Here is a 25447-nt window from a genome sequence, read left to right as displayed (position 1 = left end):
CGGGTCGGCTGGACGGGGCCTGCGGGTCAGGCCTTCGGCTGCTGCTGGGTGATGCAGTGGATGCCGCCACCCGCTGCGAAGATCGTACGGGCGTCCACCAGGGTCACCGTCCGCCCGGGGAAGAGCCGGCGGAAGATCGCGGCCGCCTCCTCGTCGCGCGGGTCGTCGAAGCTGCAGAGCACCACACCATCGTTGCAGAGGTAGTGGTTGATGTAGGAGTAGTCGACCAGCTCGCCGTCCTCCTCCAGGACGGTCGGCGCCGGCACCTCCACGACCTCCAGCCGGCGGCCCCTGGCGTCGGTCGAGGAGCGCAGCAGCTTGGCGATCTCCTGGCAGATCGCGTGGTCGGGGTGGTCGGGGTCGGGCTGGGTGTGTACGAGGACGACGCCGGGGCGGGCGAAGGCGGCGACGATGTCGACATGGCCGCGGGTGCCGAACCGGCCGTAGTCGGCGGCCAGGCCGCGCGGCAGCCAGATCGCCTTGGTGGTGCCGAGGTGGGCGTGGATCTCGGCCTCGACCTCCTCCTGGCTGCGGCCGCGGTTGCGGCCCGGGTCGAGCTGCACGGTCTCGGTGAGCAGGACGGTGCCCTCGCCGTCGACGTGGATGCCGCCGCCCTCGTTGACCAGGGGCGTGGCATAGCGGCGGGCGCCGGCCAGCCCGCAGACCTGCTCGGCGATCTTCTCGTCGAGGTCCCAGCTGGCCCAGTCCTGGGCGCCCCAGCCGTTGAACACCCAGTCGGTGGCGGCCAGCCGGCCCGTGCCGTCGGTGAGGAAGGTGGGGCCGATGTCGCGCATCCAGGCGTCGTTCAGCGGACGCTCGACGAGGTTGATGCCGTCGCCGAGGAGCGCGCGGGCGCCCTCGGACTGCCCCGGTCCCGTGACGACGGTGACCGGCTCGAAGCGGCGCACCGCGCGCGCGACCGCGGCCCAGGCGCGGCGGGCCGCGGCCAGGGCCTCGCCGCCCTCCTCGCCGAAGGTGAAGTTGGGCCCTGGCCAGGCCATCCAGGTGCGCTCGTGACGGGCCCACTCCGGGGGCATGCGGAAGCCGTCGGCGGCAGGGGTGTTCATGCGGGGGTCCTCACGGTTCGCGGTGTCGGTGGCGTCACGGGTGTGGGTCTGCTTCACGGGTGACGGTCGGCGTCATGGGTGGCGGGGCGGCAGGCGGCAGGCGCGGCGGCCGGCAGGCACAGGGCCCGTCACGCCGGCCGCGGCGGCGTCACGGGCCGCGTCGTCACAGGAAGTACAGGCGCGAGAGCGAGACGGTGTCGGCCGGCTCCGAGCGCATCGGGTCGCCGTCGAGGGTGACCAGGCCGCTGCGCCCGTCGACCTGCACCTGTCCGACCCGGGAGTTGTGGACCAGGTCGCCGGGGCCGATGCCGCGGGTGCCGCGGACGGCCACCCGGCGGCGGCGGGTGGGCATCCCGTCCCCGCCCTGTTCGGCCGCGGCGCGCGCGACGAAGGCGACGGAGATCTCGGCGGGGGCCGCCCCGTGCGCGCCGAACTGCGGGCCGAGCACCAGGGGTTCGCAGGTGTCGGTGGCGGCGTTCGGGTCGCCGGTGACGCCGTAGGCGGGGAACCCGGACTTCAGCACCAGCTGCGGCTTGGCACCGAAGTACTGCGGCTTCCACAGCACGATGTCGGCCATCTTGCCGACCTCGATCGACCCGATCTCGTGCGAAAGGCCGTGCGCGAGGGCGGGGTTGATGGTGAGTTTGGCGACGTAGCGCAGCACCCGGGCGTTGTCGTCATGCGGGCCGTCGCCCTCCAGCGGCCCGAGTTCGGCCTTCATCTTGCCCGCCATCGCGAACGTGCGGCGTACGGTCTCGCCCGCGCGACCCATGCCCTGGGCGTCGGAGGAGGTGATGCCGATCGCCCCGAGGTCGTGCAGCACGTCCTCGGCGCCCATCGTGCCGGCCCGGATGCGGTCGCGGGCCATGGCGGCGTCGCCCGGCAGGTCGGTCTTCAGGTCGTGGACCGAGACGATCATGCCGTAGTGCTCGGCGACCGCGTCCCGCCCGAAGGGGAGGGTGGGGTTGGTGGAGGAGCCGATGACGTTCGGGACACCGGCCATCTTGAGGACGTTGGGGACATGCCCGCCGCCGCAGCCCTCGATGTGGAAGGCGTGGATCGTCCGGCCGTCCAGGACGCGCAGGGTGTCCTCGACGGTGAGGCATTCGTTGAGGCCGTCGCTGTGCAGCGCGACCTGGACGTCGTGCTCCTCGGCGACGCGCAGCGCGGTGTCCAGGGCGCGGGCGTGCGCCCCCATGTCCTCGTGCACCTTGAAGCCGCAGGCGCCGCCCTCGGCGAGCGCCTCGACCAGCGGGGCCTCGCCGGAGGAGGAACCACGGCCGAGGAAGCCGATGTTGACCGGCCAGGCGTCGAAGGCGCGGAAGGCGTGCCCCAGCGCCCAGGGGGAGTTGACGCCGACGCCCCAGACCGGCCCGAATTCCTGACCGATGATCGTGGTCACGCCGGAGGCCAGCGAGGCCTCCATGACGCGCGGCGAGAGCAGATGGACATGGGTGTCGACCGCGCCCGCGGTGGCGATCATGCCCTCGCCGGAGACGATCGAGGTGCCGGTGCCGACGACGACATCGACGCCGTCGAGGGTGTCGGGGTTGCCGGCCCGCCCCATGGCGTGGATCCGGCCCTCGCGGATGCCGATGGACACCTTGCGGATGCCCTGGACCGCGTCGATGACCAGCACGTTGCTGATCACCACGTCGCAGGTCTCGCGGACCGCCGCGGCCTTGAGGTGCAGCCCGTCCCTGGCGGTCTTGCCGAAGCCGGCCAGGAATTCGTCACCGGGCTTCTGGGCGTCGGACTCGACCCGGACGACCAGGCCCGAGTCGCCGAGGACGACCCGGTCGCCGGCCCGCGGGCCGTGTACCGACGCGTACTCGTGAGGGTCGATGGTGCCGGTCATGCCTGTTCCTCCGCTCCCAGGTAGCCGCAGGCGGCGGCCCGCCGCAGCGCTTCGGCCTTCGCGCCCGGTGCGTCCAGCGGGCCGTCCACCAGACCGGCGAAGCCGATCGCGATCCGGTCGCCGCCGATCGGGACCAGCCCGACCTCCTCGGCGCCGCCGGGATCGAACCGCACCGACGAGCCGGCCGGGACGCACAGCCGCATGCCGTACGCGGCGCCGCGGTCGAAGTCCAGCCGGGGGTTGGCCTCGAAGAAGTGGAAGTGCGAGGTGACGCTGACGGGCACGGTCGCGGTGTTGCGCACGGTCAGCACGACCGCGGGCGCGGGCTCCGGGTCGGCCGGCCCGGGCAGCACCGCGCCGGGCGCGGGCCCCTGGTGGTGCTCCCCGTCCCGTGCACCGGCACCGATCGGGTCGCCGACCACCGCGAGCCGGGAGCCGTCGTCGAAGACGGCCTCCACATGCACCTCGGTGACCACATCGGCCACGCCCGGCAGCACGTCGTCCGGGCCGAGCACACTGCGTGCCGCCTCGATGGCCTGAGCGAGGCGGCGCCCGTCCCGCGCCGCCTCGCAGACTGTGTCCGCGATCAACGCGGTCGCCTCGGGCACATTCAGCTTCAGCCCGCGGGCCCGGCGCGTCCGCGCCAGCTCGGCCGCGCCGAACAGCAGCAGCCGGTCGCGTTCCGTCGGGGTCAACCGCATCCCGCCACTCCTCCCGATCGATTAGAGCAGCACTCTAACCACGAAATGCCCGGGAGGAAAGCATTGACCGCGGGCACTGGGATGGGCGACATTGAGCGCTGCTCTAAACAGGCGGCCCGTAGAGCGCCGCACCACACGATCCCGACAGCGCGAGCACGGCGCGCAGCCCAGCGGTGCTCCGTGCGGTGGGCCCGGCACCCCGCCGCCCCCGCACGGCGCCACGTGTACCCGGAGCACCGCACGGCGCGGCACGCACCCGGAGCACCGCACACCCCCGCCCCGCTCGCCCACTGTTGTCCGGCCTCTCAGGGGAGCCCTCATGCCGATAGAACAACGCGGAGTCGACACCGTCCCGGAGGAGGAACGCACCAGCGGCCCTCGCGACCTGATCTCGATCCTGCTCGGGTCGAACCTCGCCCTCGGCGTGGTGATCTTCGGCTGGCTCCCGGTCTCCTTCGGGCTCGGCTTCTGGCCCTCGGTGACCTCCCTGGCGGCCGGCACCGCCGTCGGCACCCTCCTCACCGCCCCGCTCGCGCTGGTGTCCCTGCGCAGCGCCACCAACCTGTCCACCAGCAGCGGAGCCCACTTCGGCGTGCGCGGCCGGCTCATCGGCTCGGTCATCGGCCTGCTGCTGTCGCTGGGCTACACCGCGCTGACGCTGTGGGTGGGCGGGGACGCGGTCGTCGGCGCGCTGCACCGCCTGACCGGACTGCCGTCGAGCGGTGCGACCTACGCGCTGGTCTACGCCCTGCTGGCGGGCGCCACCGCGGTCGGCGCGGTCTACGGCTACCGGGTGCTGCTGCGGCTGAGCAAGGTGCTCGCCATCGGTCTGACCGTGCTGCTGGCCGTCGGCGTCGTCGCGTACGCGGGCACCTTCACCACCGCCGCGCCGCACGGCAGCAGCTATCTGCTCGGCGGCTTCTGGCAGACCTGGCTGCTGGCCGCCGTCTCCGCGGGGCTCAGCGGCCCGATCGCGTTCATCACCCTGCTCGGCGACTACAGCCGCTACATCTCCCCGCACCGGCACAGTTCCACGAAGGTCTTCGGCGCCACCTGTCTGGGCCTGCTGGTCGGCCTCCTGGTGCCGCAGCTCTTCGGTACGTTCACCGCGCTCGCCGTCGGCGCGGGCGCGGACTACGCGGGCCCGCTGGTGGCCGGCGCACCGCTGTGGTACCTGGCGCTGCTGCTGCTCAACGCCTCGGCCGGCTCGGTCGGCAACGCCGGTCTGATGCTCTACAGCATGGGCCTCGACCTGGACGCGATCCTGCCGCGCGCCACCCGTACCCAGGCCACCTATGTCGTCGCGGGCCTCTCGACCACGCTGGTCTACGCCGGTCATTTCCTGTGGGCCGCGCAGGACGCGATGACCTCCTTCGTCCTGCTGATGACGGCCGTCGGCACGCCCTGGGCGGTGATCACCGTGATCGGCTTCGTCCGCTGCCGCGGCAGGTACGACCCGGAGTCCCTGCAGGTCTACAACCGCGGTACCCGCGGCGGCGTGTACTGGTACCGGGCGGGCTGGCACGTCCGGGCCGCCGTGGCCTGGGCGCTGGGCTCGGTGGTCGGCCTGATGGGCGTGGACACGCCCTTGTTCCAGGGGCCGCTGCTCCCGCTGACCGGTGGCATCGACCTCAGCTTCCTGCTCGCGGCGGCCGTGAGCGGCCTCGCCTACCTGGCCCTCACCGCCCGGGACCCGCGCCCGGCCGCGGCACCGTGCGCCGTACCGCCCGCTCCCCCGGCCTCCGCCGCGGCGAAGACCCTCGCGGAGGTCCCCGCGGAGGCCCCCGCGGAGGCCGGCTGAGCCGGCCGGGACACGGCCGAGGCCGCCCCCGACGCAAGCAAGGTCGGGGGCGGCCTCAGTCGTGTACGGGCAGCGGCCCTCCTCGCGTGCGGACGGCCCCGGCCGGGTACGGCGAGACCCCAGCCCCTGTCCCGGGCAGCCCGGATCAGCCCAGCGGGTGCATCCAGCCGTGCTTGTCCTCGCCGATGCCGCGCTGGATGTCGAGGAGCGCGTCCCGCAGCTTCAGCGTGACCTTGCCGGGCTCACCACCGGACTGGACCCACTCGCCGCCCGCGCTCTTGACCGTGCCGACGGGGGTGATCACGGCGGCCGTACCGCAGGCGAAGACCTCGGTGAGGGTGCCGTTCTCCGTGTCGGTCTTCCACTGGTCGATGGAGACCCTGGCCTCCTCCGACGCGTAGCCCAGGTCGCGGGCGACGGACAGCAGGGAGTCACGGGTGACACCGGCGAGGAGGGAGCCGGTGAGCGTGGGCGTGACGATCTTGTCGCCGTACACGAAGTACAGGTTCATGCCGCCCAGCTCCTCGACCCACTTGTGCTCCACGGCGTCGAGGTAGGCGACCTGGTCACAGCCGTGTGCGGCGGCCTCGGCCTGCGCGAGCAGCGACGCGGCGTAGTTGCCGCCGGTCTTTGCGTCGCCCATACCGCCGGGGACGGCGCGCACCCGGTCCTCGGACAGCCAGATGGAGACGGGCTTGACGCCCCCGGCGAAGTACGCGCCGGCGGGCGAGGCGATGACCACGAAAAGGTACTCGTTGGCGGGCTTCACGCCCAGCCCGACCTCGGTCGCGATCATGAAGGGGCGCAGGTAGAGCGACTCCTCGCCGCCGTGCGCCGGCACCCAGCCCTTGTCCTGCTGGACGAGCAGGTCGCAGGCCTCGATGAAGGTCTCGACGGGCAGCTCCGGCATGGCCAGCCGGCGTGCGGAGGCCTGGAAGCGCCGGGCGTTGGCGTCGGGGCGGAACGTGGCGACGGAGCCGTCGGGCTGCCGGTAGGCCTTCAGGCCCTCGAAGATCTCCTGCGCGTAGTGCAGGACATTGGTCGCCGGGTCGAGGGAGAGCGGCCCGTACGGCACGAGCTGGCCGTCGTGCCAGCCGCGGCCCTCCGTCCACCTGATCGTCACCATGTGGTCGGTGAAGTGGCGGCCGAAGCCGGGGGCGGCGAGGATCTGCGCCCGCTCCGCGTCGGAGAGCGGATGCGAGGAGGGCTTGAGCTCGATGGTGGGCGTCGTCATGAATGCGTGTCCTTCACTGCGTGTTCCGATACCTGGGGGTACCTCCCAGCGTTCACTGGGGGAGCGTCACCGGCCCAGCCCTCCGGCCGGGGGTCAGGGGGCGGCCCCCACCTTTCGGCACCGGTGCGGTGTGTGGCGGCCACGCTCGGAATCTTGAACGTACCGGTCGTTACTGGGACGTCCGAGTTTCCTCGCGGGCGGCGATGCCACGTCCGATTATCGCCCGTGCGCCTCCGCCGCCGGAACCGAGGGCGTGTTCCGGGTCCGATGGTCGCACCCCACCGGGCGGTGAGCCCGGAGCGGACCAACGCGGACAGCGCCGGGCCTGGTGCGGCCCGGCGCTGTCGGTGGTGCGTGTCTGCGCTGCGGGCCTCAGCCGGCTACGCGTACGGCGAGTGCGTCGCCGATCTCGTCCGTGCTGCGTGCCGAGCCGTCCCTGGCCTCCAGGTCGGCCGCCACGGCCTCCTCGATGCGGGCGGCCTGCGGCGCGAAGCCGAGGTGGCGCAGGAGCAGGGCCACGGAGAGGATCGTCGCCGTGGGGTCGGCCTTGCCGGTGCCCGCGATGTCCGGTGCGGAGCCGTGGACCGGCTCGAACATCGAGGGGAACTCGCCGGTCGGGTTGATGTTCCCGGAGGCGGCCAGGCCGATGCCGCCGGTGACGGCAGCGGCGAGGTCGGTGAGGATGTCGCCGAAGAGGTTGTCGGTGACGATCACGTCGAACCGCTCGGGCTGGGTGACGAAGAAGATCGTCGCGGCGTCGACGTGCAGGTAGTCGGTGGTGACCTCGGGGTACTCCTGGCCGACCTTGTCGAAGATGTTCTTCCACATGTGGCCCGCGTACACCAGGACGTTGTTCTTGTGCACCAGCGTGAGCTTCTTGCGCGGGCGGGCGTTGGCCCGCTCGTACGCGTCGCGGACCACGCGCTCGACGCCGTAGGCGGTGTTGAGGCTGACCTCGGTGGCGACCTCGGCGGGGGTGCCGGTACGCAGGGAGCCGCCGTTGCCGGTGTACGGGCCCTCGGTGCCCTCGCGGACGACCACGAAGTCGATGTCGGGGCGACCGGCCAGCGGCGTGGAGGTGTTCGGGAAGAGCTTCGAGGGGCGCAGGTTGACGAAGTGGTCGAAGGCGAAGCGCAGCTTGAGAAGCAGTCCGCGCTCCAGCACACCGGAGGGTACGGACGGGTCGCCGATCGCGCCGAGCAGGATCGCGTCGTGCTGCTTCAGCGACTCCATCTCCGCGTCGGGAAGGGTCTCACCGGTCGCATGCCATCGCCGGGCGCCGAGGTCGTACTCCTTGGTTTCCAGCTTGACGTCCTGCGGGAGGACCGCGGTCAGGACCTTCAGGCCCTGGGCCACGACTTCCTGGCCGATACCGTCACCGGGGATCACTGCGAGGCGAATGCTGCGAGACATGGGGGGACCCTACTCTTCGTCCCATTGATTGACACGTAACGTCCGCCATACGGACACGTGGGCAGCCGGTCAACCGCCGTTCACCCGCTGTCCCCGTCGCGGTCGGGTCGCCCTGCGAGATTCGGCGGCATGACTGGAAACACCCGGGGGACCCACCCGCCCTCGCACACCCCGAGCGTCGGCATACCGGAGCAGCTTGCGGCCCGGATGAGCATGCCCGAGCAGCACGACTACCTCCGTACCAAGCTGAGCCGCCGCGGGCTGCTGCGCACCTCGGCCGCGACCGCGGGAGTAGTGGCCGGCTCCGGCCTGCTGGCCGGTTCGGCCCAGGCCTCCCCCACCCTGCTCGCCACGTCGTCCGCCGCCCGCGTCGACGGTGCCCTGGTCGCCCCGTTCGGCCGCCACCTGGCCTTCGGCGCCGACCCCAAGAGCCAGATGCGGGTGAGCTGGCAGGTACCGCTCGCCGTGCGGCGCCCGTATCTGCGGGTGGGACTCAAGCCCTGGGACCTCGGGCGCAAGATCGACGCCGAGGTGCGCGATCTGCACACCCCGTCGCTGTCCGCCAAGCTGCCGGCCGTGCAGCAGTACTACCTGCACGCCGCCCTGGACGGGCTGCGCCCGGGAACGACGTACTACTACGGCGTGGGCCACGACGGCTTCGACCCGGCAGACCCCCGCCACTTCTCCACCGTCGGCACCTTCCGCACCGCCCCGGCCCGCCCCGGGACGTTCGTCTTCACGGCCTTCGGCGACCAGGGCGTGAGCTACCACGCCCTCGCCAATGACCAGTTGATCCTGGGTCAGAACCCCTCCTTCCACCTGCACGCGGGCGACATCTGCTACGCGGACACCGACGGCGACGGCTCCGAGCACGACGCCTACGACGCCCGGGTCTGGGACCAGTTCCTCGCCCAGACCGAGTCGGTGGCCAAGTCCGTGCCGTGGATGGTGACCACCGGCAACCACGACATGGAGGCCTGGTACTCCCCCCACGGCTACGGCGGCCAGAACGCCCGCTGGACGCTCCCGGGGAACGGCCCGGACGCCAAGAACGCCCCGGGCGTCTACTCGTTCACCTACGGCAACACCGCGGTCGTCGCCCTGGACGCGAACGACGTCTCGTACGAGATCCCCGCCAACCAGGGCTACACCGGCGGCCGGCAGACCCGTTGGCTGGACCGCAGGCTGGCGGAACTGCGCGCCACCGAGGGCATCGACTTCGTCGTGGTCTTCTTCCACCACTGCGCCTTCTCCACCACCAACTCGCACGCTTCCGACGGCGGGGTGCGCGACGCCTGGCTGCCGCTGTTCGAGAAGCACCAGGTGGACCTGGTCATCAACGGGCACAACCACGTCTACGAGCGGACCGACGCCCTCAAGGGCGGCCGGGTCAGCAAGAAGATGCCGATCGGCGAGAGCGTCGACACCACGCGCGAGGGCATCGTGTACGTGACCGCGGGCGGCGCGGGCCGGGCGCTGTACGACTTCCCCGCGCCCGACAGCTACGAGGGCCACGTGAAGGACGTCGACCACATCGACAGCTACCACTGGGCCAAGGGCCAGGAGAAGAACAAGGACACCGTGGAGTGGTCCCAGGTCCGCTACACCGGTTACTCCTTCATCGCCGTGGAGGTCTCGCCCGGCCACCGCCCGCGGATGAAGGTCACCGCCCTCGCCGAGTCCGGCGAGCGCATCGATCACTTCGAGGTGACCCGCTCCCCCGCGCAGTGAGCAGCGAGCACCTGGAGGGGCGCCCTCGTGCGGGCGCCCCTACCAGCTCAGACCGTTCAGGAGAGAAAGAGCCACCGGGCCACGGACAGCCGGATCCGCCAGCAGCAGCGGCAGGGCACCGACGCCGGCCGCGACAGCACCGACCCGGGTCGCGCGCGCAGCATCTCAGTGCCCGGTGGAGCCGCCGTTGTCACGGCGGTCGAGGGCGCGCTGGAGGGCGGCCGCAGCGTTCCTGCGGTCGGCGTCGCTGGTCGTACGGGCGGAGTGACGGGTCCTGCGGACGGCAGTCTCAGCCATGATTCACGTCTCCTATGCCAGAGCCCCGAGAACAAATGGGATGCGTAGATCCAGAAGCGGCCGGAAGAGGGCGGGGGCCTCGGCACGGCAGGGGTCACCTGCGCTTGCGCACCGGGCCACATCCGCAATCGCTCGATGGAGCGTTACGTTCGGCTTCCTACAACGCTAGGACAGCTCGGCCGTGATGTCTGCACAATTACTTGGGCTTCCTACTATCTGAGACGGCGGGCGTGTGCTCGAACGAGTGATCTACGGACATTCGCAGGTCGGGGGCGTCTCCAGCTTCCTAGCTTGAGGGTGTCGCTTGTGCCGCCCGGCCAAGCCCGCCCACACTTGAGGAGGAGGTGCTGCACCATGACCGCTCTCGTATACGAGGCGCCGGAGGCCACGATGCCCGGACCTGACCGGGACGAGTATCTGTGGCAGACATGGAAAGCCATGGAACTCCCCGAGGGCCTTCACGCCGAGATCATCGAGGGGTCCATCGAGGTGTCGCCCACAGGCCGCTATTCGCACGGCCAGATCGCCAACCTGCTGCGGGACACACTGGTGGTGTTCCTCGCAAACAGTGAGTACGTCGCACGCCAGGACATGAACGTCGTCCACGAGCGCAAGGTCTGGATCCCCGACCTCTTCATCACGCTGGCGAACGCCGATGAGCACATGACCGACGACGGCATCGGCGTGGCGGCATCCGCCGTACCAATGATCGTCGAGGTCGTCTCACCCGGTCACGACGACAAGCTGCGCGACCGCGTCCGCAAACGCCGCGCTTACGCCCGTGCCGGCATCCCCGTCTACGTCATCATCGACGATTACGACGACCACGGCCACGTCACCGTACTGACCTCCCCTTCTCCTGAAGAAGCGAACTACGGCGACTCGATGCGGAGACCGTACGGCACCGACATCACACTCCCCGAAGGCCCTGCCAAAGGCTTTGTGATCGGCGAAGCGATCACCGGCCGGCCCCGCTCCGAGCACTGACCAGACGCCGACGGCCCGGCGCCCCCGGGGAGAGGGGTGCCGGGCCGTCGGTGTGCGCGGGGCGTCAGCCCATGTGCGGGTAGCGGTAGTCCGTCGGCGGGACCAGGGTCTCCTTGATGGAGCGGGTGGAGGTCCAGCGCATCAGGTTCTGCTTGGCGCCGGCCTTGTCGTTGGTGCCGGACGCGCGGCCGCCGCCGAAGGGCTGCTGGCCGACGACGGCGCCGGTCGGCTTGTCGTTGATGTAGAAGTTGCCGGCCGCGAAGCGCAGCAGCTCGCAGGTCCGGGCGGCCTCGGCACGGTCCTGGGCGATGACGCAACCGGTCAGGCCGTACGCCGAGGCGGACTCCATCTGGGTGAGCATCGCGTCGTAGTCGGCGTCGTCGTAGACGTAGACGCCGAGGATCGGGCCGAAGTACTCGTCCTTGAAGATCTCGTTCTCCGGGTCGGTGGAGACCAGGACCGTCGGGCGGACGAAGTAGCCCTCGCTGTCGTCGTACGTGCCGCCGGCCACGACCTCGACGGTCGGGTCGGCCTTGGCGCGGTCGATCGCCGCCTTGTTCTTGGCGAAGGAGCGCTCGTCGATGACGGCGGACATGAAGTTCGACAGGTCCGCGACGTCGCCCATGGAGAGGGAGTCGACCTCGGCGGCGAACTCTTCCTTGAGGCCGCTGTTCCACAGCGACGCCGGGACGTACGCGCGGGAGGCCGCGGAGCACTTCTGGCCCTGGAACTCGAAGGCGCCACGGGTCATGGCGGTCTTCAGCACGGCGCGGTCGGCCGAGGGGTGGGCGACGATGAAGTCCTTGCCGCCGGTCTCGCCGACGAGCCGCGGGTAGGTCTTGTAGTTCTCGATGTTGTTGCCGACCGTCTTCCACAGGTACTGGAAGGTCTTGGTCGAGCCGGTGAAGTGGATGCCCGCGAGGTCCGGGTGGGTCAGCGCCACCTCGGAGACGTCCTTGCCGTCGCCGGTGACGAGGTTGATGACGCCCTTGGGCAGCCCGGCCTCCTCCAGCAGCTGCATCAGCAGCACGGCGGCGTAGGTCTGCGTCGGGGACGGCTTCCAGACCACGGTGTTGCCCATGAGGGCGGGCGCGGTCGGGAGGTTGCCGGCGATCGCGGTGAAGTTGAAGGGCGTGATCGCGTAGACGAAGCCCTCGAGGGGGCGGTGGTCCGAGCGGTTCCAGACGCCCGGGGAGTTCGCCGGGGGCTGCTCGGCGAGGATCTGGCGCGCGAAGTGCACGTTGAAGCGCCAGAAGTCGATGAGCTCACAGGGGGTGTCGATCTCGGCCTGCTGGGCGGTCTTGGACTGGCCGAGCATGGTGGCGGCGGCCATCGTCTCGCGCCAGGGGCCGGAGAGCAGGTCGGCGGCCTTGAGGATGATCGCGGCGCGGTCGTCGAAGGACAGCGCGCGCCACGCCGGGGCGGCGGCCAGCGCGGCGTCCACCGCGTCCTGGCCGTCCTTGACGGTGGCGTTGGCGTACGTACCGAGCCGGGAGGCGTGGTTGTGCGGCTGCACGACGTCGAAACGCTCGCCGCCGCCCATCCGGTGCTCTCCGCCGATGGTCATCGGCAGCTCGATCGGGTTGCCGGCCAGCTCCTTGAGCTTGGCCTCCAGACGGGAACGCTCCGGGCTGCCGGGGGCGTAGGTGTGGACCGGCTCGTTAACCGGCACGGGGACCTGGGTCACAGCGTCCATAGCGGCCGTGTCTCCTTCGATTTCGCTCGTCGGTTGTTCGTACGTCGGTGGTGCGGCCGCGGCCGCGTCGGGTGGGCGGCTGCGGGCGGCGCCGTCCGGGAGGCACCCCGGGCTTCCAGCATCCACCCAAGCCCGCCCTCGCGGGGCGATTCAGCCGCGGGTTGCCAGCGACCTCAAGAAGAACGCGAGGTTCGCGGGGCGCTCGGCGAGCCGGCGCATGAAGTATCCGTACCAGTCGGTGCCATAGGGGATGTAGACCCGCATACGGTGCCCGTCGGCGACCAGGCGCCGCTGCTCGCCCTCGCGGATGCCGTACAGCATCTGGAATTCGTAGTCGGCCGGCTTGCGCCCGTTGCGGTGCGCCAGTTCCTGGCCGATGGCCACCATCCGCGGGTCGTGCGACCCGATCATGGGGTAGCCCTCCCCGGCCATCAGGATCTTCAGGCAGCGCACATACGCCTTGTCGACCTCCCGCTTGTCCTGGAAGGCGACGGTCGCGGGCTCTTTGTACGCGCCCTTGACCAGCCGCACCCGGGAGCCTTCCCCGGCGAGCGCGTGGCAGTCGGCCTCCGTACGGAAGAGGTAGGACTGCAGCACCGCGCCCGTCTGGGGAAAGCGTTCCCGCAGGTCGGCGAGGATCGCAAGGGTGGAGTCGACGGTGGTGTGGTCCTCCATGTCGAGGGTCACGGTCGTACCGGCCTCGGCGGCGGCCTCGACCACCGGAGTGACGTTCTTCAGCGCCAGCTCGTGGCCGCCGGGCAGCGCCTGCCCGAAAGCGGACAGCTTGACCGACATCTCGGCCTTGACCCCGAGCCCCTGCTCCTTGAGGGCGGCGGCCAGGTTCAGGTAGGCGTCACGATTGCGCAGTGCCTCGGCCGGGTCGGTAATGTCCTCGCCCAGGTGGTCGAGGGTGACCTCCAGGCCGCGCGCGGCCAGCGACCGCACGGCCGCCATGGACTCGTCCAGGCGCTCGCCGGCGACGAACCGGTCCACCACGGGGCGGGTGACCGGGGCGGCCGCAACGATGCGGCGGATGCTGTTGCTGCGCGCTGCGGCGAGGAGCACGGGACCCAGCATGGGCACCTCCACGAATCAGGGTGACAAGTACCGGCGGACGCCGGACGGACGGAACGCGTCGGCAAGATTGAGCCACCTGAAACTTAAGGATCCCGCCACTTCCCGGCCATCGACAGCTGTCACGCCTTCGTGGTCGGGATCTCAGACAGATGTATGAGAATGAAGGAGTGACGACCGGGTCAGGGGTGCCGGCGATGCGAGAGGTGTCCGAGGTACTGGTGATGCCACTGGTGTGGCAGCCGGAGACCGGTGGTGTGACGGCAAGCGACCGGAAGAGACCGGTGGTGTGACGACAGGAGAGGAGCCGGGCGGCGCATGCGGGGCGATTACCAGCAGCTCGTGGACGAGATCTCGGCGGCGCTCGGCGCCCCCGCGACGCTGGAGGACCGGGATTTCGGACTGATTGCGTTCGGCGCGCACGAGGGCGACGACGACGAGGTCATGGACCCCGTGCGGACCCGCTCGATCCTGCAGCGCCGCTCGTCGGCGGCGGTACGGGCCTGGTTCGAGGCGTTCGGGATCGCCCGTGCCACCACGGCGCTGCGCATCCCGCCGGACCCGGCGGCCGGGGTCTTCAAGGGCCGGATCTGCCTGCCCGTACGCCATCGGGGCATCGTGCACGGCTATGTCTGGCTGCTGGACGACGGGCATCTGACCGATCTCGAACTGGGCAGCCGCGGCGCGCCGCCCGACCCGCGGATCGCCCAGGCGATGGAGACCGCCGCCCGGATCGGCGCACTGCTGGCCGACGAGGCCCGCGCCGGATCCGAACTCGGCGATCTGCTGCGGGAGTTGCTGGCCGCACAGCCCGCCGGACGGGCGGCCGCGGCGGCCGCCCTGAGCGATGCGCTACGGGACAGCCTGCGCTTCACCCCGGGCATCCCGCTCACCCTGGTCGCGGTGCTGCCCTGGGACACCTCGGACACCGACGTGGCACCGCTGCCCAGCCTGCCGGGCCTGCTGGCGGCGTGTGCGCTGCCGGCGGGCGGGCCGGTCCCCCCGGCCGGGCGGGCGGACGAGGCGGACGCCGCCGCGCAACCCGCCAACGGGTCCGCCGGGCGCGCCGGGGCGGGCGCCCGTCCGCAGCCCGCGGCCGCCGCGCCCGCCCTGGCCGCGCTGGTCCGCCTGCGCTCGGCCGGCGCGCTCGGCCCGGCCCATGCGGTGGCCGAGCATCTGCTGCGCTCCCCGCGCGCGGGCGCCGTACCTGCCGAGGGGCGGGCGGCACGCGGCGGCGCGCGCAACGGCGGCCCCGCCGGGCACCCCCCGCCCCGCCCGGGTGCCGCCGGAATCGGCGCCGGGACAGCGGAGTTGACCGGCCTCCCGGCTACCTGGCGAGAAGCGCTGGACGCGGCCCGCGCGGCCCGCGCCGAACCCCGGCTGGGCCCGGTCACCCAGTGGGACGCCCTCGGCCCGTACCGCATGCTGACCGCGCTGCCGGACACCGCCCCCGACCCGGCCATCGGACCGCTGCTGGCCCCCGCGCACGCCGAACTCGCGCGCACCGCCGAGGTGTTCCTCGACTGCGCGGGCCAGGCGAGCCGCACCGCGCAGGCCCTGGGCATCCACCGCCAGACGCTCTACTACCGCCTGGGCCGGGTGGAGAAGCTGACCGGCCTCGACCTGGACGACGGCGAACACCGGCTGCTGCTGCACATGGCGCTGAAGGCGGCGCGGCTGTGAGGCGTATCCGGGATCCGCGACTTCGCCTGCGACGAAGGTGGTTCGTCAGCGGTGGATCGGCAACTCCGCGATCCCGTCGCACATGACCGTTCCGCCGGGCATGGACGCGCCCCGGCCCACCGCAGGAAGGGAGGGGCCGGGGCGCGTCGGAGGCGTCGGCTCCCCGTCCGGGGCGGAGGGAGCCACGCGGAGGGGGAGTCGGCGCCGGTCGGACGGGCCGGCCGGTGGGGCGGCTGCGGCCCTCAGATGGTGATGACCCCGCCGTGGGCGGTGGCGGGCTGGTGGCTGGAGTCTCCGGCATAGGTGGCCGTGTATCCGCCGTTCAGGATGATCAGCGGCAGGGCCAGGAGTGCGTTGCACACCGCCACGCCCTGGGCGTCCGTGGTGGACGTGCACAGGGGGAATCCGCCGGTGGTGAAGGTGATGGACTGCCCGGCGAGGGGCTGCCCGGTGTCGAGGTCGATGAGTGTCGCGGTCAGCCTCCCGACGTAGGGGTGGGGCGGGAAGACCTGGACGATGGCGGGAGTGGCCGTCAACTGGGTCCGGTCGCTGGTGTAGGTGAAGGGGATGCTCGCGCTGCCGCCCGGCGTGGTGACGGTGACCGTCACCGTTCCGGCCGTGTGCGGCGGCAGGGTCGCGAGGATCTCGTTGTCGGAGACGACCGTGAACGGCACGGGGGTGCCGTTGACCGTGACACTGGTCGCGCCGGTCAGGCCGGTGCCGGAGAGGGTGACCTGGGTGGTGGTGCCGGCCGGTCCGCTGGTCGGGAAGATGCCGGTGAGGGTGGGGGCGGAGGTCACGTAGGTGTAGTTGGTGGCGCTGGTCGCGATGCCGCCGGGGGTGCTGACGGAGACGGGTCCGCTGGTGGGGCCGCTCGGGGCGGTGGTGGCGACGATGGTGGTGTCGTTGAGCACCGTGAAGCCCGCGGCGGGGACTCCGGCGATGCTCACCGCGGTGGCGCCGGTCAGGCCGGTGCCGGTGATGGTGACCTGGGTGCCGCCGGCGGTGCTGCCCGAGGTGGGGATGAAGCCGCTGATGGTCGGGGCCGGGGTGACGTAGGTGTAGGTCGCCGGTCCGGTGGCGGTGCCGCCGGGCGTGGTGACCGAGACCGGTCCGGTGCCCGGTGCGTTCGGCGCGGTGGTGGCTGCGATGTGGGTGTCGTCGACGACTTGGAAGTCGGCCACCGGAACTCCGTCGACACTGACCGCGGTGGCGCCGGTGAGGTTCGTACCGGTGATGACGACGAGGGTGCCGCCGGAGGTGCTGCCCGAGACGGGGTTGATGCTGGTGATGGTGGGGGCCGGCGGGACATAGGTGAAGCTGCCGCCCGTTCCGCTCCCCAGGTTGGTGGTCACGGTCGCCTGGACGGTTCCGGCGGCGTGCGGCGGTGTGGTTGCGGTGATGGTGCTGTCGTCGATGAACGTGAAGCCGAGGACCGGCGTGGAGTTCAGCGTGACGGAGGTGACTCCGGTGAAGCCGCTGCCGGTGATGGTGATCGCGTCGCCGCCGAGCGTGGTGCCGGAGGACGGGCTGATCGACAGCACGATGGGGCGGATCTGCAGGACGCTGACGTCGTTGCTGCCGTTGTTGGTGACGTAGAGGAAGTTGCCGTCCGGGGTGACCGCCGCGCGGGAGGGCTGGGTGCCCACCGGCAGGGTGGCGATGATCGTGTTGCTCGCGGTGCTGATCACCCCGACGTTGTTGGTGCCGAAGTTCACCACGAACACCAGCGAGCCGTCCGGGCTGACCGCCACACCGGCCGGCGTCCCGAAGCCGGCGATGGTGGTGACCACGCTCGGCGGGCCGGTCGTGGTGTCGATGACGCTGACGGTGCCGGAGCCGTTGTTCGCCACGTAGGCGAAGTTGCTGTCCGGGGTGAAGCCGATACCGATCGGGGTGCTGCCCACCGGGACCGTGGCGGTGACGGTGTTGGTGGCGACGTCGATCACGCTCACCGAGGCGCTGCCGGAGTTGCTGACGTACACCGTCGCCCCGTCGGGGCTCGCCGCCACCCCGTTGGGGGTGCTGCCGACGGTGATGGTGGCTACCGACACATTCGTGGCGATGTCGATGACGCTGACGGTGCCGGAGCCGTGGTTCGCCACGTAAGCGAACGCGCCGTCCGGGGTGATGGCGATCTCGAACGGGTTGGCGCCCACGGTGATCGGGGAACCGACGATCGTGTTGGTGGCCGTGTCGATGACGCTGACGGTGTTACCGCTGCCGTTGGTCACGTAGGCGAAGTTGCCGTCCGGCGTGATCGCCACCCCGATCGGGCCGTTCAGGCCGGGGACCGTGGCCACCACGCTGGGCGGATTGGTGGTGGTGTCGATGACGCTGACGGTGCCGGCGCCGTTGTTCGCCACGTAGGCGAAGTTGCCGTTCGGGGTGATCGCCACGCCGATCGGACCGGTTCCGACGGGCACGAGCGAGTCGGCCAGCAGCTGCGCCCGCGCCTGCGCCGCTGCCAGGGGCTGAGAAGCGAGTGCTCCCGGCGCCGCGGCTTGTTGCGCAAGCATTCCGGCGAGGGCCCGTGCCAGCGCCTCGTGCGCTGTCCCGTCGACCTGGCCCGGTCCATGACCAGTTGTTGCCGCTGTGACGCTCTGCGCAAGCGCGAGGGCGGACGGCAGACCGTACGTCGAATCCATGACGTCTCCTTTGGCTGTGGGGCCGTCAGCCACCCCCGAGCCGTCGAATCCGCCAACCAGTCCGTGAGGAAGCTGAAGTCTCCTCACCGGAAGACCGGGCATCACCAGCCGGAACGTCAGTCCCAGGGCAGCCCTGTCCCCAGAAGAGGGATGGGCAGCCCGTGAGGCTTCTGCTCTGCCAGTAAGGCACCCTCCCCGGCCACTTGAACAGCCCTGAACATGACATTCACCCGCGCGGCCCAGCGCAGAAGAACCCGGGGCCGGCCCGACGACGCTGCCACTGATCACCGTGCCCGCGGACCTTACCGGCGTTCGGGCCGGCCCTATGCAGGCATCCGGCTCCCGCCGCCGGGGGCGTCACTTCCGCTGCAGTACCTCGCCCGCGGTGACCCGGCGCAGGGCGGTCGCCAGGTCCCGGCCGGAGGGCATGGTGTCCGGGGTGAGCAGCGACTGGACCATCAGGCCGGTGAGCAGGGCCTGGTAGAAGGAGCCGACGATGCGTGCCGCCTCCGGGTCGACCTCGGTGTCCGGCACCCCCTCGAAGACCGCGACAAGCCCCTCGCTGCTCTCCGGAAGCACCTCGCCGATCGCCTCGCGCAGTGCCTCGTCGCGCGGCAGCAGCCCCAGCACCTCGACCTGCGCGGCGATGAACTCGCGTTCCGTGGCGATCCGTTGCAGGACCGAGTCCCAGACCGCGGCGAACCGCTCCAGCGGATCCGCCCCCTTCTCCGCGCCGTCGTCGGCGGCGGCGGGCGCCTGGGTCACGCTCGCGCCCCACTCCTCGGTGGACGCGATGACCGCCTGGCGCATCAGGGCGTCCTTGGAACCGTAGTGGTATCCGATGGAGGCGAGGTTGGCGCCGGACGCGGCCACGATGTCGCGGGCGGTGGTGCGCGCATACCCCTTCTCCAGGAGGCAGCGTTTGGCGCCCTCCAGAAGGTCTTCACGGTGTCCCATGGGAGCAGCCTATCGCCGCACATACGCTCGTACCAGACGTCCGTATTAAACGGTCGTACACCTTCCTCCGTTGGTCCTGCGGATGGCCCCCTCCGTTTCCGCGCACCTCAGGCGGGCGGCCTCCCACCAGTGCCCGACGTGCCTCCGGTGCCTGAGGTCCCGCCGGAGCCCGGGGGCGACGTACCGCCGGCTCCGGAATCCCCGCCGGGGCCCCACCCCTCGCCGGGACCCGGCACCTCGCCGACCTCCGCCGTACCCGGCCGGGCCATCCCGTAGTGACGGTAGAGCTCGTCCTCTTCGGAGGGGTCGAGATGGCCGTCGGCGTCGACCCGCGGCGCGGCCTTGATGGTCTCCTTGTCATGCGGCACATGCAGATCGTCGCCGGTCCGGCGGACTCCGGCGAGCGGGATGAACGTCTCCTTCATCCCGAACAGCCCGGTGCGCACCGTGATCCACTCGGGGTCGTTGGTGGCGTCGTCCCGGTAGACCTGCTGGACCTTGCCCACCTTCGCGCCGTCCGCATCGACCACATGCAGCCCGGTCAGGCTCCGGGGGGCGTCGTCCAGGGGTGCATTCATGGCGTTCCCTCCTTCCGCACGCACCGGCGGGGGCACGCACACTCCCCATTGCGCGACGCCGCCCTCGCGGACGCAACCGGGCCCGGACTCCGCCGTGGCGGGGTCCGGGCCCTGGCCCGTTGGCCTGCGAGAACCTGCGAATCAGTCGCCGAGGTTCACCGCGCGCACGGAGGTCGCGCCGATCTCCTCGGCGATCTCGGTGAGCACATTCGCGGGAATCGTGTCGTCGACGGTCAGCGCGACCAGCGCCTCGCCGCCGACATCGGCCCGGGAGACCTGCATCCCGCCGATGTTGATGCCCGCCTCGCCCAGGATCCGGCCGACGGTGCCGACGACACCGGGGCGGTCGCTGTAGCGCATGAAGGCCATGTGGTCCGCGAGCGACAGGTCGATGGAGTGCTCACCTACCGCAACGATCTTCTGGGTGTTCTTGTGGCCCGCCAGCGTGCCGGAGATCGACACCTCGTCGCCGCCCGCCAGGGTGCCGCGCACGGTCACCACATTGCGGTGCTCGGGCGACTCGCTGCTGGTCGTCAGCCGCACCTCCACCCCGCGCTCCTGCGCGAACAGCGGGGCGTTGACGTACGACACCGTCTCGTCCACGACGTCCTCGAACACGCCCTTGAGCGCGGAGAGTTCGAGCACCTTGACGTCGTGCTGGGTGATCTCGCCGTACACCTCGACGTCGAGGCGCATGGCGACCTCGCCGGCCAGCGCGGTGAAGATCCGGCCCAGGCGCTCGGCCAGCGGCAGCCCCGGCTTGACGTCCTCGGCGATCACGCCGCCCTGGACGTTGACCGCGTCCGGCACCAGCTCGCCGGCCAGCGCCAGCCGCACCGACTTGGCGACCGAGATACCGGCCTTCTCCTGCGCCTCACCCGTCGAGGCACCGAGGTGCGGGGTGGCGACGACCTGGTCGAACTCGAAGAGCGGCGAGTCGGTGCAGGGCTCGGTCGCGTAGACGTCGAGGCCCGCGCCGGCCACCCGGCCCTCCTTCAGCGCGGTGGCCAGCGCCGCCTCGTCGACGATCCCGCCACGGGCGGCGTTGACGATCCGGACGGACGGCTTGACCTTGTGCAGCGCCTCGTCGCCGATGAGACCGACGGTCTCGGGCGTCTTGGGGAGGTGGACGGTGATGAAGTCCGCGACCTCCAGCAGTTCGTCCAGGCTCAGCAGCTTGACGCCCATCTGCGCGGCGCGGGCCGGCTGGACGTAGGGGTCGTAGGCGACGACCTTCATGCCGAAGGCCGACATCCGCTGGGCGACCAGGACGCCGATCCGGCCGAGGCCGACCACGCCGAGGGTCTTCTCGCTGAGCTCGACGCCGGTGTACTTGCTGCGCTTCCACTCGCCGTTCTTCAGGGCGGTGTTGGCCTGCGGGATGTTGCGGGCCGTGGCCACCAGCAGACCGCAGGCGAGCTCGGCGGCGGTGACGATGTTGGAGGTCGGGGCGTTGACGACCATCACGCCGGCCTTGGTGGCGGCGGAGACGTCGACATTGTCCAGGCCCACGCCCGCGCGGGCGACGACCCTGAGCTTCCTGGCGGCGGCGATGGCCTCAGCGTCGATCTTCGTCGCGCTGCGCACGAGGACGGCGTCGGCATCGGCGATGGCGGGCAGCAGCTCGGCGCGGTCCGCGCCGTTGCAGTGCCGGATCTCGAAGTCCGGACCGAGGGCGTCGACGGTGGCGGGCGACAGCTCTTCGGCGATCAGTACGACTGGTTTCGGGCTCACGTGCTCTTCAGTCCTCACTAGTCCTGGGGGTACCTCCCACGCCTTCAAGGCTGTGGGGGAGGGCGGCCGTCCCGACGGCCGAAGGCGGTGAAGGGGGAAAGCCGCGTGGAAGACGCACGACGCTGTGAGCCTGACGCGCTTGTGGTTGGCAAGTGTAGTGGCGTTGGGGGGTGCGTCCTGTGCCGGTGCGTAAGGATCACCCGTGCGTGGTTCGACGCGGTGGACAAGGCGCTCCGGCGGCCGGCCGGGCGCATGGACGAGGGGGCCGCGAGCTGTTTCGCGACCCCCTGTCCGATCGGCTTACGCCTCGTCGTCCACCCAGCTCATCAGCTTGCGCAGCTGCTTGCCGGTGGTCTCCAGGAGGTGGTCCTCGTCGGCCTTCTTGTACTCGTTGTACTTCGGCAGGCCGGCGTTGTACTCCGCCATCCAGTTGTTGGCGAAGGTGCCGTCCTGGATCTCGGCGAGCACCTTCTTCATCTCGGCCTTGGTGTTCTCGTTGATGATCCGCGGGCCGGTGATGTAGTCGCCCCACTCGGCGGTCTCGGAGACCGACCAGCGCATCTTCTCCAGGCCGCCCTCGTACATCAGGTCCACGATCAGCTTCAGCTCGTGGAGGCACTCGAAGTACGCGATCTCGGGCTGGTAGCCCGCCTCGACCAGGGTCTCGAAACCGGCCTTGACCAGCGCCGAGGCGCCACCGCACAGGACGGCCTGCTCACCGAACAGGTCGGTCTCGGTCTCCTCGGTGAAGGTGGTCTTGATGACGCCGGCGCGGGTGCCGCCGATGCCCTTGGCGTAGGAGAGCGCGAGCGCGAAGGCGTTGCCGGTCGCGTCCTGCTCGACGCCCGCGATGCACGGGACACCGCGGCCTTCCTCGTACTGGCGGCGGACGAGGTGGCCCGGGCCCTTGGGGGCGACGAGGGCGACGTCCACGCCGGCGGGGGGCTTGATGAAGCCGTAGCGGATGTTCAGGCCGTGGCCGAAGAACAGCGCGTCGCCGTCCTTCAGGTGGTCCTTGATGGACTCCTCGTAGACCTTGGCCTGGATCGGGTCCGGCACCAGGATCATGATGACGTCGGCCTCGGCGGCCGCCTCCGCGGGGGTCACCACGCGCAGGCCCTGCTCCTCGGCCTTGGCCTTGGACTTGGAGCCCTCGTGCAGACCGACGCGCACGTCGACACCCGAGTCGCGCAGGGACAGCGCGTGGGCGTGGCCCTGGCTCCCGTAGCCGATGACCGCGACCTTGCGGTTCTGGATGATGGACAGGTCGGCATCGTCGTCGTAGAACAGCTCGGCCACTTCGGGTATCTCCTTGGATCTAGCGGGTGCCCACACAGTACGTCGGGCGGGGTGAGGAAGGTCGGTGGGTCTCGCCATACGGTCCGGTCGGGCCGCAGGGTCAGGCCGAACGGTCCAGTGCGCGCAGCGAGCGGTCGGTGATGGACCGGGCGCCGCGGCCTATGGCGATGGTGCCGGACTGCACCAGTTCCTTGATGCCGAACGGCTCCAGCATCTTGAGCATCGCCTCCAGCTTTTCACTGGACCCGGTGGCCTCGATCGTGACGGCCTCGGGCGAGACGTCCACGGTCTTGGCGCGGAAGAGCTGGACGATCTCGACGATCTGCGAGCGGGTCTCGTTGTCGGCGCGGACCTTCACCAGGACGAGTTCGCGCTGGACCGCGGCGCCCGGCTCCAGCTCGACGATCTTCAGGACGTTGACGAGCTTGTTGAGCTGCTTGGTGACCTGCTCCAGCGGCAGCGACTCGACGCTGACCACGATGGTGATGCGGGAGATGTCGGGGTGCTCGGTGACCCCGACCGCGAGCGAGTCGATGTTGAAGCCGCGGCGGGAGAACAGCGCGGCGATCCTGGCGAGGATGCCGGGGGTGTTCTCCACCAGGACGGAGAGCGTGTGCTTGGACATGGTCTTCTCTCTATCTTCCGTGCGTCCGTGACGTCCTGGGCTCAGTCGTCTTCGTTGTCGCCGAAGTCGGGACGCACGCCCCGGGCGGCCATGACCTCGTCGTTGGAGGTGCCGGCGGCGACCATAGGCCACACCTGGGCGTCCTCGTGCACGATGAAGTCGATCACGACCGGGCGGTCGTTGATGGCATTGGCCTTGGCGATGACCGCGTCCAGCTCGGCCGGGTCCTCACAGCGCATCGCGACACACCCCATCGCCTCGGACAGCTTCACGAAGTCCGGGATACGGGTGCCGGCGCTCGGCTGCTTGCCGTCGGCCTCGGGGCCGGAGTGGAGCACGGTGTTGGAGTAGCGCTGGTTGTAGAAGAGGGTCTGCCACTGGCGGACCATGCCCAGCGCGCCGTTGTTGATGATCGCGACCTTGATCGGGATGTTGTTCAGCGCGCAGGTGACCAGCTCCTGGTTGGTCATCTGGAAGCAGCCGTCGCCGTCGATCGCCCAGACGGTGCGGTCCGGCTGACCGGCCTTGGCGCCCATCGCGGCGGGGACGGCGTAGCCCATCGTCCCGGCGCCGCCGGAGTTCAGCCACGTGGAGGGCAGTTCGTAGCCGATGAAGTGGGCGGCCCACATCTGGTGCTGGCCGACGCCCGCGGCGTAGATGGTGTCGGCGGGGGCGAGCTGCCCGATCCGCTCGATGACCTGCTGCGGGGAGAGGCTGCCGTCCTCGGGCAGGTCGTAGCCGAGCGGGTAGGTGTCGCGCCAGCGGTTGAGGTCCTTCCACCAGGCGGTGTAGTCGCCCTTGTGGCCGGCGTCGTGCTCGGCCTGGACGGCGACGATCAGATCGGCGATGACCTCGCGGGCATCACCGACGATCGGCACGTCCGCGGCGCGGTTCTTGCCGATCTCCGCCGGGTCGATGTCCGCGTGGACGACCTTGGCGTACGGCGCGAAAGAGTCCAGCTTGCCGGTGACGCGGTCGTCGAAGCGGGCGCCGAGGGTGATCAGCAGGTCCGACTTCTGCAGCGCGGTGACGGCGGTGACGGCACCGTGCATACCGGGCATGCCGACATGCTGCGGGTGGCTGTCGGGGAAGGCGCCCAGGGCCATCAGGGTGGTGGTGACGGGGGCGCCGGTCAGCTCGGCGAGCACCTTCAGCTCGGCGGTGGCGCCGGCCTTCATCACGCCGCCGCCGACGTAGAGCACCGGGCGCTTGGACTCGGCGATCAGCCGGGCCGCCTCGCGGATCTGCTTGGCGTGCGGCTTGGTCACCGGGCGGTAGCCGGGGAGCTCGGTGTGCGGCGGCCAGACGAAGGTGGTCTGCGCCTGCAGGGCGTCCTTGGCGATGTCGACCAGGACCGGGCCCGGGCGGCCGGTGGCCGCGATGTGGAACGCCTCGGCGATCGTCCGCGGGATCTCGGCGGGGTCGGTGACCAGGAAGTTGTGCTTGGTGATCGGCATCGTGATGCCGCAGATGTCCGCCTCCTGGAAGGCGTCCGTGCCGATCGCCTTGGACGCGACCTGACCGGTGATCGCCACCATCGGGACGGAGTCCATGTGGGCGTCGGCGATCGGGGTGACGAGGTTGGTGGCACCCGGGCCCGAGGTCGCCATGCACACCCCGACCTTGCCGGTGGCCTGGGCGTAGCCGGTGGCCGCGTGGCCGGCGCCCTGCTCGTGGCGCACCAGGACGTGCCGGACCTTCGAGGAGTCCATCATCGGGTCGTACGCAGGAAGGATCGCACCGCCGGGAATGCCGAACACGGTGTCGGCCCCGACCTCCTCGAGCGAACGGATCAGCGACTGCGCACCCGTGACGTGCTCGACGGCGGCGGGCTGCTGCGGTCCGCCGGAGTGACGGGCCCGCGGCTGCGGATGGTGGGCCCCGGAGGCCTGCTCGGTCATCTGCGTCTCTTCTCGAAGCTGAGGGTTTTGACGGATTTGTGAGGTTGCTGTGCAACAAAAAACCCCCCGTGCCAGGTGGCAAGCGAGGGGAGCGCGTCGGTGTGCGAATCGGGTTTCGTCAGTGACCCGGCTTCAGCCGACGCGCTTTCCAAGTACGAGAATT

General features: G+C 70.9%; 19 protein-coding genes. 4 read left to right on the top strand and 15 right to left on the bottom strand.

Going from position 1 to position 25447, the window contains the following annotated elements; genetic code table 11:
• Positions 1 to 26: 26 nt before the first annotated feature.
• The 3 genes from ABR737_RS31710 to ureA form a co-directional block, all read right to left on the bottom strand.
• Complete coding sequence (locus ABR737_RS31710) at positions 27 to 1067, bottom strand: agmatine deiminase family protein (protein ID WP_350256997.1); 1041 nt, start codon at positions 1065 to 1067, stop codon at positions 27 to 29.
• Between the two features lie 163 nt (positions 1068 to 1230).
• A complete protein-coding gene (locus tag ABR737_RS31705) occupies positions 1231 to 2925 on the bottom strand; it encodes an urease subunit alpha (RefSeq protein ID WP_350254203.1) in 1695 nt (564 codons plus the stop codon).
• Complete coding sequence (gene ureA / locus ABR737_RS31700) at positions 2922 to 3626, bottom strand: urease subunit gamma (RefSeq protein ID WP_350254202.1); 705 nt, start codon at positions 3624 to 3626, stop codon at positions 2922 to 2924. Before ureA ends, ABR737_RS31705 begins: the two co-directional genes overlap by 4 nt.
• Before the next feature lie 319 nt (positions 3627 to 3945).
• Here ureA and ABR737_RS31695 point away from each other — a divergent pair, with 319 nt between their 5' ends.
• Positions 3946 to 5427, top strand: a complete 1482-nt coding sequence (locus tag ABR737_RS31695) for a cytosine permease (RefSeq protein WP_350254200.1) — start codon at positions 3946 to 3948, stop codon at positions 5425 to 5427.
• A gap of 145 nt (positions 5428 to 5572) precedes the next feature.
• Here ABR737_RS31695 and ABR737_RS31690 read toward each other — a convergent pair whose 3' ends face one another.
• Both ABR737_RS31690 and ABR737_RS31685 read right to left on the bottom strand, forming a co-directional pair.
• Complete coding sequence (locus ABR737_RS31690) at positions 5573 to 6661, bottom strand: branched-chain amino acid aminotransferase (protein WP_350254199.1); 1089 nt, start codon at positions 6659 to 6661, stop codon at positions 5573 to 5575.
• Between the two features lie 372 nt (positions 6662 to 7033).
• A complete protein-coding gene (locus ABR737_RS31685; protein ID WP_350254198.1) occupies positions 7034 to 8074 on the bottom strand; it encodes a 3-isopropylmalate dehydrogenase in 1041 nt (346 codons plus the stop codon).
• Positions 8075 to 8203: 129 nt separating this feature from the next.
• Between ABR737_RS31685 and ABR737_RS31680 the strand changes: the two genes are divergently transcribed.
• Positions 8204 to 9805 carry a fibronectin type III domain-containing protein gene (locus tag ABR737_RS31680; RefSeq protein WP_350254196.1) on the top strand — a complete coding sequence of 534 codons (1602 nt, stop codon included), beginning with the start codon at positions 8204 to 8206 and terminating at the stop codon, positions 9803 to 9805.
• Between the two features lie 165 nt (positions 9806 to 9970).
• Here the strand turns inward: ABR737_RS31680 and ABR737_RS31675 are convergent, their stop codons facing one another.
• The gene (locus ABR737_RS31675) at positions 9971 to 10102 is read right to left on the bottom strand and encodes a hypothetical protein (protein WP_088800221.1); all 132 of its coding nucleotides are present in this window, start codon (positions 10100 to 10102) and stop codon (positions 9971 to 9973) included.
• 354 nt (positions 10103 to 10456) lie between these two features.
• Between ABR737_RS31675 and ABR737_RS31670 the strand changes: the two genes are divergently transcribed.
• Positions 10457 to 11089: a Uma2 family endonuclease gene (locus tag ABR737_RS31670; RefSeq protein WP_350254194.1), complete on the top strand. Its 633-nt coding sequence runs from the start codon at positions 10457 to 10459 to the stop codon at positions 11087 to 11089.
• A gap of 64 nt (positions 11090 to 11153) precedes the next feature.
• Here the strand turns inward: ABR737_RS31670 and pruA are convergent, their stop codons facing one another.
• Both pruA and ABR737_RS31660 read right to left on the bottom strand, forming a co-directional pair.
• Positions 11154 to 12785 (bottom strand): L-glutamate gamma-semialdehyde dehydrogenase, encoded by a 1632-nt coding sequence (gene pruA, locus ABR737_RS31665; protein WP_350254193.1) that lies wholly within the window; start codon positions 12783 to 12785, stop codon positions 11154 to 11156.
• Between the two features lie 150 nt (positions 12786 to 12935).
• A complete protein-coding gene (locus ABR737_RS31660) occupies positions 12936 to 13862 on the bottom strand; it encodes a proline dehydrogenase family protein (RefSeq protein ID WP_350254191.1) in 927 nt (308 codons plus the stop codon).
• A 315-nt stretch (positions 13863 to 14177) separates the two neighbouring features.
• Between ABR737_RS31660 and ABR737_RS31655 the strand changes: the two genes are divergently transcribed.
• Positions 14178 to 15542 carry a helix-turn-helix domain-containing protein gene (locus ABR737_RS31655; protein ID WP_350254190.1) on the top strand — a complete coding sequence of 455 codons (1365 nt, stop codon included), beginning with the start codon at positions 14178 to 14180 and terminating at the stop codon, positions 15540 to 15542.
• A 242-nt stretch (positions 15543 to 15784) separates the two neighbouring features.
• On the opposite strand, the gene ABR737_RS31650 is transcribed toward ABR737_RS31655, so the two are convergent.
• From ABR737_RS31650 to ABR737_RS31620, 7 genes are all read right to left on the bottom strand, one after another.
• On the bottom strand, positions 15785 to 18190 hold the full coding sequence (locus ABR737_RS31650) for an IPT/TIG domain-containing protein (protein ID WP_350254188.1): 2406 nt from the start codon (positions 18188 to 18190) through the stop codon (positions 15785 to 15787).
• A gap of 357 nt (positions 18191 to 18547) precedes the next feature.
• On the bottom strand, positions 18548 to 19147 hold the full coding sequence (locus ABR737_RS31645) for a TetR/AcrR family transcriptional regulator (protein ID WP_350254186.1): 600 nt from the start codon (positions 19145 to 19147) through the stop codon (positions 18548 to 18550).
• A gap of 107 nt (positions 19148 to 19254) precedes the next feature.
• Entirely contained in the window at positions 19255 to 19725 is a 471-nt protein-coding gene (locus ABR737_RS31640) for a PRC-barrel domain-containing protein (protein WP_350254184.1), read from the bottom strand.
• 141 nt (positions 19726 to 19866) lie between these two features.
• Positions 19867 to 21459 carry a phosphoglycerate dehydrogenase gene (serA, locus tag ABR737_RS31635; protein ID WP_350254182.1) on the bottom strand — a complete coding sequence of 531 codons (1593 nt, stop codon included), beginning with the start codon at positions 21457 to 21459 and terminating at the stop codon, positions 19867 to 19869.
• A gap of 300 nt (positions 21460 to 21759) precedes the next feature.
• Positions 21760 to 22758, bottom strand: a complete 999-nt coding sequence (gene ilvC / locus ABR737_RS31630; protein ID WP_030087743.1) for a ketol-acid reductoisomerase — start codon at positions 22756 to 22758, stop codon at positions 21760 to 21762.
• A gap of 100 nt (positions 22759 to 22858) precedes the next feature.
• Positions 22859 to 23383, bottom strand: a complete 525-nt coding sequence (gene ilvN, locus ABR737_RS31625; RefSeq protein WP_350254180.1) for an acetolactate synthase small subunit — start codon at positions 23381 to 23383, stop codon at positions 22859 to 22861.
• Positions 23384 to 23424: 41 nt separating this feature from the next.
• The gene (locus tag ABR737_RS31620; protein WP_350254179.1) at positions 23425 to 25284 is read right to left on the bottom strand and encodes an acetolactate synthase large subunit; all 1860 of its coding nucleotides are present in this window, start codon (positions 25282 to 25284) and stop codon (positions 23425 to 23427) included.
• Between the last annotated feature and the right edge of the window lie 163 nt (positions 25285 to 25447).

Origin of the sequence: Streptomyces sp. Edi2, from assembly GCF_040253635.1 — a bacterium.
GTDB lineage: Bacteria > Actinomycetota > Actinomycetes > Streptomycetales > Streptomycetaceae > Streptomyces.
This window is presented reverse-complemented; position numbering and strand designations above follow the sequence as displayed.

Coding starts and splice junctions, on each gene's coding strand:
- ABR737_RS31710 (WP_350256997.1), bottom strand. CDS start 1,067: ATGAACACCCCTGCCGCCGACGGCTTCCGCATGCCCCCGGAGTGGGCC.
- ABR737_RS31705 (WP_350254203.1), bottom strand. CDS start 2,925: ATGACCGGCACCATCGACCCTCACGAGTACGCGTCGGTACACGGCCCG.
- ureA (WP_350254202.1), bottom strand. CDS start 3,626: ATGCGGTTGACCCCGACGGAACGCGACCGGCTGCTGCTGTTCGGCGCG.
- ABR737_RS31695 (WP_350254200.1), top strand. CDS start 3,946: ATGCCGATAGAACAACGCGGAGTCGACACCGTCCCGGAGGAGGAACGC.
- ABR737_RS31690 (WP_350254199.1), bottom strand. CDS start 6,661: ATGACGACGCCCACCATCGAGCTCAAGCCCTCCTCGCATCCGCTCTCC.
- ABR737_RS31685 (WP_350254198.1), bottom strand. CDS start 8,074: ATGTCTCGCAGCATTCGCCTCGCAGTGATCCCCGGTGACGGTATCGGC.
- ABR737_RS31680 (WP_350254196.1), top strand. CDS start 8,204: ATGACTGGAAACACCCGGGGGACCCACCCGCCCTCGCACACCCCGAGC.
- ABR737_RS31675 (WP_088800221.1), bottom strand. CDS start 10,102: ATGGCTGAGACTGCCGTCCGCAGGACCCGTCACTCCGCCCGTACGACC.
- ABR737_RS31670 (WP_350254194.1), top strand. CDS start 10,457: ATGACCGCTCTCGTATACGAGGCGCCGGAGGCCACGATGCCCGGACCT.
- pruA (WP_350254193.1), bottom strand. CDS start 12,785: ATGGACGCTGTGACCCAGGTCCCCGTGCCGGTTAACGAGCCGGTCCAC.
- ABR737_RS31660 (WP_350254191.1), bottom strand. CDS start 13,862: ATGCTGGGTCCCGTGCTCCTCGCCGCAGCGCGCAGCAACAGCATCCGC.
- ABR737_RS31655 (WP_350254190.1), top strand. CDS start 14,178: ATGCGGGGCGATTACCAGCAGCTCGTGGACGAGATCTCGGCGGCGCTC.
- ABR737_RS31650 (WP_350254188.1), bottom strand. CDS start 18,190: ATGGATTCGACGTACGGTCTGCCGTCCGCCCTCGCGCTTGCGCAGAGC.
- ABR737_RS31645 (WP_350254186.1), bottom strand. CDS start 19,147: ATGGGACACCGTGAAGACCTTCTGGAGGGCGCCAAACGCTGCCTCCTG.
- ABR737_RS31640 (WP_350254184.1), bottom strand. CDS start 19,725: ATGAATGCACCCCTGGACGACGCCCCCCGGAGCCTGACCGGGCTGCAT.
- ilvN (WP_350254180.1), bottom strand. CDS start 23,383: ATGTCCAAGCACACGCTCTCCGTCCTGGTGGAGAACACCCCCGGCATC.
- ABR737_RS31620 (WP_350254179.1), bottom strand. CDS start 25,284: ATGACCGAGCAGGCCTCCGGGGCCCACCATCCGCAGCCGCGGGCCCGT.